We start from the raw sequence: 11,543 nt of genomic DNA on the forward strand, positions 1-11,543 counted from the left end.
ATGTCCCGGCCAGCCTCCGGCCTGCTCGTAGTCGGCGCGGCGGATGAGGACGACGCCTTCGGCCATGACGGTGATGGCGCCGGGGCGAGTGGCGGTGCCGGCCCGCAGGCGCGGCACCCAGCGGCGCAGCGTCACACCGGTGTCGGGGTCGGCGATGCGCGGCTGGATGTAGGCCGCCCGGGGGTGGCGGCGGGCGACCGCGACGAGCTGGGCGAGAGTGTCGGTGGTGGGCAGGACGGCGTCGTTGTCGAGGAAGAACACGAATTCGCCGGCGTCCGGCCCGGCGAGGGCGTCGGCCCCGATGTTCCGTCCGGCGGGGATGCCCTCGTTGACGGGCAGGACCACCGTCTGGGCCCCGTGCGGCACGTCGTCGGGCTGCACGCCGTTGCCGACGATGACCACACGAAGATCGACCTCCTGCTGGGCGAGGAGGGATGCCATCGCCCGCCGGAACGGCTCGGGCCGGTCGTTCATGGTGAGCACCACCACGTCGACGGTGGCCTTGGCGCTGGTCATCGTGTCGGGTCTCCCGGATGGGTGTGGCGTTGGGCGTGCCGCCGACGGGGACGAACGTGACTGCGTTATGCGTCGTTCCCGTCGTGTTAACCCGCCCACCCTAGTGGTCGTCACCTGCGGTTTCGGGCCCGGACACAGACTGGACGACGCCGCTCGGCCTCCTGAGGCGTCCGCACGGCCTGAGCAGGCCGCCGTGACCGGTCACCCCTTCCACACCTCATGCAGGGCGGTGACGACCCGGTCGACGTCCGCGGGCGTCATGGCGGGGTAGCAGGGCAGGGACAGTTGCCGGGCGGCGGCGAGCTCGGTGACCGGCAGCGGGCGGTTGGCGTGCTCGCGGTAGAGATCCAGGTGGTGGACGGGCGTGAAGTGCCTGCTGGTCGCGATCTGCCGGGCGGCGAGCTGTTCGGCGACCTGGTCCCGCGTGAGCGGGGCGGCGGCCGGGTCGATGAAGATCGAGTAGAGGAACCAGCCCGATCGCGCCCCAGGCTGGACGGTCGGGGTGGCCAGGCCGGGCAGCCCGGCCAACGCCCCGGTGTAGGCGGCCGCGATCTGCGCGCGGCGCGCGGTGAAGGCGGGCAGCTTGCGCCACTGTGCGAGGCCGACCGCCGCGGTGATGTCGGGCATCACGTACTTCAGGCCGGGCACGGTCACCTCGTAGTCGGCGGTGCTGCGTGTGCCGTGCCGCTGCCATACCGACGAGTCGATGCCGTGCCGGCCGAGGAGGCGGGCGCGCCGCACCAGCGCGGCCCGGCCGATCAGCATGCCTCCTTCGCCGCTGGTGATGACCTTGTTGGCGTAGTAGCTGTGCGTGGCGAGGTCGCCGACGCTGCCCGCCCGCCGTCCGTCGCGGGTGGCGTACAGGGCGTGGGCGGCGTCCTCGATCAGCAGTAGCCCGCGGGCGTCGGCCAGCGCGCGGAACGCGGCCAGGTCGCAGGGGTGCCCGGCGTAGTGCATGACCACGATGGCCCGCGTCCGCAGTGTGATCGCGGCTTCGGCCGCGCCCGGGTCGATGGTGAAGGTGAGCGGGTCGACGTCGACGAACACCGGCCGGGCTCCGGTCTGCAGCAGCGCGTTCGGGGCCGCGCAGAACGTCAACGCGGGGGTGATCACTTCGTCTCCGTGGCGGAGGCCGGCGGCGAGGAACGCCAGGTGCAGCGCGGCGGTACACGACGACACCGCGAAGGCGTCTTCCACGCCGAGGTCGTCCCGTACGGCCTGCTCGAATTGCAGGGCCTTGGGGCCGTGGGTGAGCCAGCCGGAGCGGAGGGTGTCGGTGACCTCCGCGATCTCCTCGTCCCCGATGAGGGGACGGTTCCACGGCAGGAACGGCGGCTCCTCGGCGGGCGTCACCGGGCGCTCCGGTCGATCGCCGCGTACTCGGCGTGCAGGCGGTCGCAGGCGGCGGAGCGCAGGGCGGCGATCCGGCCCGCCCGGCGGGAGGCGATCAGGCCACGGTGGTTGTCGTATTCCTCCTGGTCCGGGTCGCCTACCTCCTTGCCGGCGACGGCGTCGGCGACCTCTTTGACGCCGGTGGACAGGCTGGTGGGGCAGGCGGCGTGCGGGAAGGCGGCTGCGAGCTTCGCGAACGACACGCGGTAGTCGCGGGCGTCGGTCTCGTCCCGCTCCGGGCCGCGTTCGATCCGCGCCCCGGGTACGGCCGCCTGCACGGTCTCGGCGATGTCGGCGATGGTGTAGTTCCGCTCGTCGGAGCCGACGTTGAACACCCGCGGCTCGGCGGCCGGGGTGGCAAGGGCGGCGGCCAGGACGTGGGCGACGTCGGCGACGTGCACCAGCGGGCGCCGCTGCGCGCCGCCGTTGAGCGGGATGTGGCCGTGCCAGGCGGCCTGCGCCGCCATGCGGTTGGCCACGGAGTCCAGCCGCTGGCGTGGGGAACGGCCGTGGACGGTGGCCAGCCGCAGCGTGGTCAGCGCCGCCCGCCCGGCCAGCATGCCTGTCAGGCGCCGCTCCGCGAGGACCTTGGTGCGGGCGTAAATGCCGAGCGGGTTCGGGGTGGTGTCCTCGTCCACGGTCCCCTCGCGGCTGCCGTAGACGCTGCAGGAGGAGAAGAACACGTAGTGGGGGACGGCCTCGTCGATGGCGGCCTGGGCGGCGATGACCGGGGAGGCGTAGTTGAGCTCGACGGCCAGCCGCTCGTCGACGGCGCAGGCGGGTTCGCCGACCAGCCCGCCGAGGTGGACGACCGCGCTCGCGCCGGCGACCGCGTCCCGCAGGGCGGCGGGGTCGCGCAGGTCGGCGTGGACGAACGCGGCGGCGCCGGGCAGCAGCCGGGCGGGGTCGTCGTCACGCTGGTAGATCAGCCCGTCGACCACGGTGACGTGGTGGCCGAGCGCGGCCAGGTGGCGGGTGGCGACGGCGCCGATGTAGCCGGCGCCGCCGAGCAGGACGATACGCACAGGGTGTTCCTTTCCAGGTGGGCGGGCGGGCGATGTGGCGCGGATCGGGGGGTTCAGTGGCCGGGTCGGTGGCCGCGGGCGAAGCGGGCCCTTCCCAGGGCTGTGAGGTGCAGGTCGGTGAGGCGCGGCACGAACATCACGTCGAGCTGCTCGACGGGGTGGAGCAGGCCGCGCTCGCACACGTCGGCGGTCCACACCGCCGCCTTGGCGGGGTGAGCGGGGTTGACGCCGATCTCGCCCTTGGGGAGGCGGGCGTTGAACGGGGCGGGCATGTTGTGGGCGTTCCAGTAGGCGTAGACCTCCAGGGCCTTGGCCTGCTCGAAGGTGTGGAACAGGTGCGGGTAGCGCGGCAGGCGCCGCATCTGCTGAAAGATCAGGTGGCCCAGCAGGTGCGGCGCGATCCGGGCGAGGGTGTCGAAGCCGGTGCCGCGGAAGGTCACGGACCGGGCGTCCTCGGCCGGGGCCAGGGCCAGGACGGCGAACAGGTGCGACAGCCGCTGCCGCACGTACTCGGTGGCGCCGGCGGCGAGGCCGGGCTCAACCTGCCCGACCAGGCGCACTAGCCGGTGATGGTCGGGGGCGAAGCGGGCCAGGTCGAACAGGCGGCCCATGCCGGCCACGGCGGTGAACGCCACCGCCTTGGTGAGGCGGGTGTTCATCTCCCCCGCCTGCGCTAGCTCTTTGGTCTGCGGGCTGGTGGAGTGGAGCAGCAGGTACTCCGACAGCACCTCGAAGTACAGGTAGCCGAGGAACGGCATGGCGGGGACGGTGACGGCGAGCCGGTCGATGAACGCCTTGCCGGGTGTGGCTGCTCCGCAGGCGTTGGCGAGCAGGACGTCGAGGAAGGCGGCCGCTGCGCGGACCTGCTCTCCGGCGGCCCGCCGCAGCTCGGCGTCCTCTTCGCCGGTGAGGACTCCCCGGTAGGTCAGGTAGGTCCGCAGGTGGACACCGCCCAGCCGGAGGTAGTCCAGCCCTTTGGGCGGGATCGGCGCGTGCGGGGTGATCTCGATGACCAGGGGCCGCGTGCCGGGTTTGGTCTGCAGGAGGTAGGAGCCGAGGTTGTGCGGCCGCAGCCCGGCCGCCTCCTTGGTGAGGGGGGCGCAGTACAGCGCCCCGACCAGGCACCCGGCGGACGCGCACAGTTGCCCGGTGGCGCGGATCAACTCCAGCGCGCCGGTGGTGTGCATGAGGCGGATCGGGCGGCCGCCGGCCAGCGCGTGCAGCATGGCGTTGTCCCGCAGCAGCCGGCCGTTCGGCGTCTGGGTCTCCAGACGGGCGCGCCAGTCGGATTCGCCGGCGGCGAGCCCGGCCGGGGCGGGCCGGTCGGCGGGGGCGGCGAAGTCGGTGTGGGCGTAATCCCAGTCGGGGGCGTGCATCCGGTGGTCCTTCTACTGCCCGGTGAGGGTCTGCAGGGCGTGGGCGAGCGCCTGGTGGTGGGTGGCTCCGTCGAGCCGCGCCTGCTCGCTGACCGCCATGAGGTCGAACGCGACCGCAGGGAGCCACTCGGGGATCGTGACCCGCAGGTAGGCGGGGTCGGGCCACCACCGCAGGGCGGGCAGCCGGTAGCGGTCCATGGCGTCGGCGGCGAGCAGCAACTCGGCCAGCATCGGCGCGAGCCGGTAGGCGCGGCGGTCCGCCCCGGTGCGGCCCTCGCGGGGCACGTCGTGCAGACGGATCGCCGCGCACGCCGACGTGAGCTGCCGCGGCGGCAGTACCAGGCCGAACGCGGCGGTGACGGCGCCGCCGTGGCGCGACAGCCAGCGGGCGGCGCGTTTGCCGTGCCCGGGGTCGGCGCGGTCGTCTCGCCGCCGGCAGTCGTGCACCGCGGCGGCCACGCACAACGCCGTCAGCTCCTCCCGGTCCAGGCGGTGCTCCTGGCCGAGGAGGGAGGCGAGCACGGCGACGCGGGCGTTGTGCCCGATGCCGTGGATCGAGTTCGCCTGCCGCGGGTGCCGGAACCAGGCCGGGTCCGGTGTGAGCAGCAGCGGCTCATACGGCAACGCGTCAGGTGCGGCGCCGGCCGTGGGGCGGTTGGCGATGATCCAGGACAGGGTGTCCTGGTCCATGACCTGATGGTCGGGAAGGCGCCGCTGCTCGGCGAGGTCCTTCAGGCAGGTCATGCGGCCACGACCGAGGTGCCGCCCAGCCAGCGCGGGATCGCCGACGGGGTCGCCTGCAGCCAGGCCACGTACCGGTCGACGCCCTCGTCAACGACGATCCGCGGCTGCCAGCCGAGCAGCTCCCGGCTTCGGACGGTGGAGGCGTACCCGCCCAGCGGGTCGCCTTCGGGGCGCGGCGCGTCCACGAGCTGGGCTGCCGGATAGTGCCCGGCGATGCGCTGCGCAATGGCCCGCACGGTGGTGGGGATGCCGGTGCCGACGTTGATGGTCTGTCCGGCGGCCCGGTCGGCCACGAGCGCCAGCACGGTCGCGTGTGCGATGTCGTCGACATGGACCATGTCCCGCACCTGGTGACCGCCGCCGTGCAACAGCAGCGGCAGCCCGAGCTGCGCCCGCATCGACAGGCACGCCACCATCCACGAATGGGAGCCGGGCTTGGGCACCTGCGGGTCGCCGTACACCGAGAAGTACCGCAGCACCGTGAACGTCGTGCCGCTGCCGGCCAGCATGAGCCGCACCTGATGCTCCGCCCACGCCTTGCAGTTGGCGTACACGCTGATCGGATCGGTCGGCTGCTCCTCGGAGAACTCGCTGACACTCCCGCCGCCGTCGCCGTACACCGACGCCGACGACACGAACACCAGCCGCCGCACCGTACGGGAGGTGAGGACCTCCTGCAGGATCGTCTGCGTGCCGGCGACGTTCGCGGCGAACGCCACCTCCGGCCGCCGCGTGCAGGCGGCGACATCGGCGTATGCGGCGGCGTGGATGACATAGTCCGCTCCGTCGACCAGCGCGCGGACCGTCGCGGCCTCGCGGACGTCACCGAGGACGACCCGCGTGCTTTCGTCCAGGCCGAACAGGGCCCGCACCGAGTGCGGATAGGCATCCATCCGGTCGAGCGCCACCGGTGCGGCGCCGACGGCGGTGAGCAGCCGCATGACCCGGCTGCCGACCAGCCCGCCGCCACCGGTGACCAGCACACGAGCCCCCCGGAGGGGACTCAGACGCGGATCAGGCACAACATCCACCAGACGAATCCTTCGGTGAGACGGAAGAAGGGAAGACGCCGTCCCCGTCGTGGTGACCGAAACGCGGACACCAGCAGGGGCACGGGCAGCTTGGAACGGCCCAACTGTGCGTCACACCGCACGAGGGCTGGTAGATGGCGGGTGACGCCCCGCAGTCGGACACACCGCGCCTCCTCGCCCGGGCACCGCGCGCCCTCTTGCCCCCGCCGCCCGACCCGGGAGATCGTGGGTCACAGCCCCTCACCCAGCCCCAGCACGTGGGAAGGCCCCCGGTGGAGACCCCCGACAGCCGGACACCACACGACGCGCAATGCGCCCAGCAGGTGCGAACCCGCGCCATCGCCGAGCACGACGGCGCCGAACTGCCGCCGCGTGCACTCCACGCCGTCGCCGAACAGATACGCGCCTGCTGCGGGCACTCTCCGCTCAAGTCCCTGCGGCTGGCCGCCGGCTGGACCGTCACACAGGCAGTGGCCGAACTTGCACGCACAGCCCGAGCGGCAGACCTGCCCGAACGCGGCATCGACGCCCGCACCTGGCGGCGCTGGGAGTCCCAGTACGTCCGCCCGGACGACGACTACCAGGACCGGCTCGCCCGCCTATTCGCCACCGACCCCGTACGGCTCGGATTCGCCAACGACTACACCCACCAACAAGGGGGCAGCACGAACCGCCGAGACGCCCTACGCACGCTGGGCGCCGCAGCGCTCGTCGCACCCACCCTCGGGCGAGCCTCGGACGCCGAACGGATCGCCCGCGAGCTGACCCGGATCAGCGAAACCACCGACGTCGGCCCATCCACGCTCGACGGCCTGCGGCAGGTCATCGCCGACTACGGCCACCAGTACGCCCGCTACCCCGCCGGCGACCTCTGGCAGGCCGCGCTCACCGACCGCCACCGCGTCGCCGAACTGCTCCAGCTCCGCACCACGCTCCGACAGCGCCGCGAGCTGTATATCGCCGCCGCCTGGCTGTCGGTCATCCTCGCCTGGTCCGCCCACGACCAGGGCGACAACCGCGCAGCGCTCGCGTACGCGGCCGACGCGCGGCACCACGCGGACCAGGCCGACCACGACGAGCTGAACGCCTGGGCGCACGACATAGCCGCGACCGTCTGGTTCTACAGCGGCCGCCCCGACGAAGCGCTCCGCGCTGCCGAACGCGGCGCCTCCGCCGCCCCTGTCGGCACCTCAGCGCGCGTGCGGCTCACCGGACAACTCGCCCGCGTCCACGCCCGGCTCGGCCACGCCGACGCCGCTACCGAAACGCTGCAGGTCCTCCTCAAACAGGCCGAACAGGAACCCGTGCACGCCGCCGGCCTGTTCACCTCCGATACCGCCCGCGTCCTGTCGATATCCGCCACCGCATACTTGTCCCTCGACCAGCACGAGCAGGCCCGCCGAACCGCGCAGGAAGCCGTAAGCGTCTATCAGCAGGCCCCACCCGGGTCGTCTCCCACGCGGCAGGCGATCACCCGGATTGACCTGGCCATCGCCTGCGCCCGGCTCGGCGACCCCGACCGGTCCGTGACCGAAGGCCTCACCGCGCTGACCGCCACCCGCTACGCCGCCGCGATCGTCACCCGCGCAAAGGACCTGCAGAAGATGCTGGAAAGCGACTACCCGTCTGCGGCCGTCGTCGGCAACCTCAAGCGAGGCCTCGCAGAGCTGCATACTGCTCAGCACTAACGCCGTCCCAGCGCCCTCGGGGACGGCACGTCCCCGCCCCACTGGACGACCGCAACCGGCAGGCTCCCGAGTGGCCCGGATGACGCAGCACGTGAACCGCCAACTGATCGAGCACGACTTCCCGACGGGCACGGCCCGCACATCATCTATCCGCCAGTCCGGTTCGCTGTGATATGGCCGTTCCATCCCAGGTCACGCCGAGGCGTGCTCGCCGAGCGACCACTGGATTCCGCCCGATTCTGTCAACATTCTGTCACGCTGTGTAGTGTGCTGCTGGCGTACGTGGACGAGAGCTACACCCGCGACCGCTACTCCATGGTTGCGCTGCCGGTCCCGGACGACCGGACGATCTCCCTGACGTGCGCCCTGGACGAGGTCGTGACCGGGGCCGCGCAGGCGTACGGGGTCGTCCCGCTGGCGGAGTTGCACGGCACGGACCTGTTGCACGGCAACCGTGGCTGGGAGCCGAGCGTGAAGATGCTGCGGGCGGCAATCGGGGTCTACCATGCGGTGTTCCTGGCCATCCCCGACCATGAGGTGGTTACGGGCCCGATCCCGAGGAGGCCCCCAGGGGACGATGCCGCGTGAGGGGGAGCACCGCTTGGGGGGATGAGTCGTTCCAGGAGCACGACACGACCGGCTTCTACATCATCGCTGCAGTGATCATCCCCGCTTCCGCACAGGAGTCGGCGCGTGCGCAGATGCTGCAGGCGCAGGCCCGGCACGCTCCGGCCAAGCTGCACTGGGTCGCCCGCGATGACAAAGAGCGGTTGGAGCTGGCCTATACGGTGGCCGAGATCGACGGGTTGCATGTCGTTGCGGTCGGGTCCCCGGTCCACCAGCGCAGGCAAGAGCGAGCCCGCGCCTACTGCCTTCACCAGCTGGTGCTCGAGCTGCACGGGTTCGGAGTCGAGCAGCTGTTCATGGAGGCCCGCCAGCCAACGCTCAACACTAGGGACGTCACCACTGTGCAGCACGCCCGCTACACACTGCCCAAGGGCACCCGCTTCCGCATCGATCATCTGCCCGGCGCGGGCGAGGCCCTGCTGTGGGTCGCCGACATCGTGGCCGGCGCCGTCCGCGCCGAGAAGCTGGGCGACCCTCGCTACCGGGAGATTCTCGGCGAGAGGGTGATCGACTTCCCCGTTAGGGTGCTCTGATTCGGACCCTGAAATGCGCTAGGCCAGGCTCCCGGTCATGCCCCAGGTCACCTGGCCTCACGGCTTCCAGGAACCCGCGGTTCCTGGCGTCACCGACAGACTACCTTGGGTGGCTACGTCACCGGAAGCACAGCGGCTCAGCCGGGCCCGCCCGGAAGATCCAAGCGAACCGTTCCGATCGACGTGGCCGCTCGGAAGGCCTCCCTGCTGCGCAGCGGCTGGATGCCCGAGCCGCGCGCGATGGCGGGACCCAAGGCTCATCGGAGTTTCCTCCTGCTTGCAGGTAGCGTGCCTGGCTGCAGCGCCGTCAAAGCCGCCAGCCGTAGATGACGGAGGTGAACGGGCCGGTTCTGCTCGTAGTTCGGACCGGGCCGCCGTGGCAAGGCCTTCCCGATGTCCGCCGCCAGGCGACTGGGACCTGTTCATCGGCTGGATCCTCGCCGATCGGTACATACACACGCGACACACTGGCGCACGCTCAGGCCCCGTCCCTCCGCCTGCCTTACGCGGCCAACCTCATGGTCATTGCCGTGCAGCACTCGAAAGAGAATGAGTATGATTCCGGGTATGAGCGGAGACCGGAAGGCGCGGATAACCATCACCGTGGACCCCGACGTCCTCGAATATGCCGAGCATCTCGTCGCCGCCGGCAAGGCCACCAGCGTGGCCGCCGTCTTCAACGACGCCATCGCGGAAAAGCGCATCACTGACCAGCGTGCACTTGCCCTGCTGCGCGAACGCGCCCGGCAGGCCGACCCAGCGCGGGTGGCTCGCATGATGCGACACGTCAACCGCCAGCTCGCCGAACACGGGTTCCCGGCGGCACCAGGTGAGTGATTTCACTGCCACTCCGTACATCCTCGACACCAGCGTTCTAGCCGATGTCGCCCGCGGAGACGCCGACCTGATCGGCCTCCTGCAGGACTTCGACCGGGCAAGGCAACCGCTCATCGTCCCCGCGCTGGCCGCCGCCGGGGCGCTCCTCGACGGCCGCGGCACGCCGGACGCCCAGGCACTGCTCGCCGGCTTGGCCGCGTTCGAGCACGCCATTGTCGCCCCACTGGACGGCATCGCCCAATCCGCCAAGCTTGTCGACACGATGTCCATCACCGGGCTCGACATCTATGACGCCCACGCCGCCGCCATCGCGGACGTGTCGGTCTGCCCGATCCTCACCCTGGACGGCGACAAGTGGCAGCAGCCGTCCCGCGCTCTGGACAACCCCCTGCACGTCATCGAGATCGCCGACCCCGACGAATAGCAGCCGACCTGCTCGACTACCTATTGCACGACCGCGCCCGGTCGTACGACTCCCGCCGCCCAGGAGAGTCGTAAGCATGGTTTATGCATATCTTGCTTCGCGGAACGTCTCGTGTTCACGGTGACTGCAGGATCTTCAGCGGGAACCCGCCGCTGTTCGGCATTCCACGGTCGCGATCGCGTCGGGTTCGGGTCGGCTCTGCCGGGGGCAGTGGCTAGCGTCGGGGGACGCTGTGGAAACCTCGACTGCGACAGCGGCTCGGGATAACCTCCAAACTGCTCGTTACCGTCGGCATCTCAACGCTGGAACCCCGAGGAGTTCCTGCCGCCCGTGCTGAGCTCTCATCAGGCCCCCCGTTCACGACTTGCGACGGGCATCCATCGGTAATCTGCTCGATGCTGGTGTGGACCTGGGGATCATTCAGGCGGCTCGCGTGGTCGAAGAGCGCCGGCCACGCTCACGAACTACGACCGGCGGCCCGCCAAGCGCAGGGCCGAGACACAGCAATGGACGCGTTACGCGACGTTGGGGCGGTCGCACGCCTGGACCTCGCGCATGCGGGCCGCCCGTCCGGGTCTCCTTCACGTCAGCGATGTCGAGGGCGGCAACGCGGCAAGTGATGACCGGAGAGCCGCATGCCCGGCCTGCTGGCTGGCGGAGCGCGACGGCGGGCGTGGTGAGCGGCCGCCGCTTGATCCCCTATGAGAACAATTCGGCAATCACTACGGTCTGGTGTACTTCGGTTGGTCGTTGGCTGATAACCCGTGGCGTTGTATGTGTGCTGCTTCCGCCCGATGATTTCGCGCAAGGGCGTCGAGGAAAAGCTGGATGGCTACTACGTCGCCTGCATCGACCCACACCCGCAGCTCCTCCATCCGCCCCTGCTCGGCCAGAAGGTCGACCAACCGGCTGGTGGCCCACCCGTCGCCGGCGTCGACCCGCGCCCGCAGCTCCTCCACCCGCCCCTGCTCGGCCAGAAGGTCGACCAACCGGCTGGCGGCCAGCTCATCGCCGGCGTCGGCCCGCGCCCGCAGCACCACCAGCGCCTCCTCCACCCGGCCCTGCTCGGCCAGCAGCTCGACCAACCAACGCGCGGCCCACCCGTCGCCGGCGTCGACCCGCGCCCGCAGCTCCTCCACCCGCCCCTGCTCGGCCAGCAGGTTGACCAACCGGCTGGCGGCCAGGTCATCGCCGGCGTCGGCCCGCGCCCGCAGCTCCTCCACCCGCCCCTGCTTGGCCAGCAGGTTGACCAACCGGCTGGCGGCCAGGTCATCGCCGGCGTCGGCCCGCGCCCGCAGCTCCTCCACCCGCCCCTGCTTGGCCAGCAGCTCGATCAACCGGCGCGCGGCC

11 protein-coding genes and 1 pseudogene are annotated in these 11,543 nt (G+C 71.4%); 5 read left to right on the plus strand and 7 right to left on the minus strand.

Annotation, left to right across the window (positions count from 1 at the left end; genetic code table 11):
• The 6 genes from AAH991_RS38970 to AAH991_RS38995 all read right to left on the minus strand — a co-directional run.
• The coding region (locus AAH991_RS38970) for a glycosyltransferase family 2 protein (RefSeq protein WP_346230984.1) at positions 1-516 on the minus strand (516 nt) is incomplete at its 3' end.
• 201 nt (positions 517-717) lie between these two features.
• On the minus strand, positions 718-1,869 hold the full coding sequence (locus AAH991_RS38975) for a DegT/DnrJ/EryC1/StrS family aminotransferase (RefSeq protein ID WP_346230985.1): 1,152 nt from the start codon (positions 1,867-1,869) through the stop codon (positions 718-720).
• On the minus strand, positions 1,866-2,933 hold the full coding sequence (locus tag AAH991_RS38980) for an NAD-dependent epimerase/dehydratase family protein (protein ID WP_346230986.1): 1,068 nt from the start codon (positions 2,931-2,933) through the stop codon (positions 1,866-1,868). Before AAH991_RS38980 ends, AAH991_RS38975 begins: the two co-directional genes overlap by 4 nt.
• Before the next feature lie 53 nt (positions 2,934-2,986).
• Positions 2,987-4,309: a hypothetical protein gene (locus tag AAH991_RS38985; protein WP_346230987.1), complete on the minus strand. Its 1,323-nt coding sequence runs from the start codon at positions 4,307-4,309 to the stop codon at positions 2,987-2,989.
• A gap of 12 nt (positions 4,310-4,321) precedes the next feature.
• On the minus strand, positions 4,322-5,053 hold the full coding sequence (locus AAH991_RS38990; protein WP_346230988.1) for a hypothetical protein: 732 nt from the start codon (positions 5,051-5,053) through the stop codon (positions 4,322-4,324).
• Positions 5,050-6,036 (minus strand): NAD-dependent epimerase/dehydratase family protein, encoded by a 987-nt coding sequence (locus AAH991_RS38995; protein WP_346230989.1) that lies wholly within the window; start codon positions 6,034-6,036, stop codon positions 5,050-5,052. Before AAH991_RS38995 ends, AAH991_RS38990 begins: the two co-directional genes overlap by 4 nt.
• 320 nt (positions 6,037-6,356) lie before the next feature.
• Between AAH991_RS38995 and AAH991_RS39000 the strand changes: the two genes are divergently transcribed.
• The 5 genes from AAH991_RS39000 to AAH991_RS39020 all read left to right on the plus strand — a co-directional run bounded on the left by AAH991_RS39000 (position 6,357) and on the right by AAH991_RS39020 (position 10,193).
• Complete coding sequence (locus AAH991_RS39000; RefSeq protein ID WP_346230990.1) at positions 6,357-7,772, plus strand: NsdA family TPR-like regulatory protein; 1,416 nt, start codon at positions 6,357-6,359, stop codon at positions 7,770-7,772.
• Between the two features lie 267 nt (positions 7,773-8,039).
• Entirely contained in the window at positions 8,040-8,360 is a 321-nt protein-coding gene (locus tag AAH991_RS39005) for a hypothetical protein (protein ID WP_346230991.1), read from the plus strand.
• The gene (locus tag AAH991_RS39010; RefSeq protein WP_346230992.1) at positions 8,357-8,932 is read left to right on the plus strand and encodes a hypothetical protein; all 576 of its coding nucleotides are present in this window, start codon (positions 8,357-8,359) and stop codon (positions 8,930-8,932) included. Before AAH991_RS39005 ends, AAH991_RS39010 begins: the two co-directional genes overlap by 4 nt.
• A 567-nt stretch (positions 8,933-9,499) precedes the next feature.
• Entirely contained in the window at positions 9,500-9,769 is a 270-nt protein-coding gene (locus AAH991_RS39015; protein ID WP_346230993.1) for a hypothetical protein, read from the plus strand.
• On the plus strand, positions 9,762-10,193 hold the full coding sequence (locus AAH991_RS39020) for a PIN domain-containing protein (protein WP_346230994.1): 432 nt from the start codon (positions 9,762-9,764) through the stop codon (positions 10,191-10,193). The genes AAH991_RS39015 and AAH991_RS39020 overlap by 8 nt, the downstream gene beginning before the upstream one ends.
• 722 nt (positions 10,194-10,915) lie before the next feature.
• On the opposite strand, the pseudogene AAH991_RS39025 reads toward AAH991_RS39020, so the two are convergent.
• Positions 10,916-11,543: pseudogene (locus tag AAH991_RS39025) on the minus strand (hypothetical protein); the annotation flags it as partial.

Origin of the sequence: Microbispora sp. ZYX-F-249 (assembly GCF_039649665.1) — a bacterium.
In the GTDB taxonomy this organism is placed as follows: Bacteria; Actinomycetota; Actinomycetes; order Streptosporangiales; family Streptosporangiaceae; genus Microbispora; species Microbispora maris.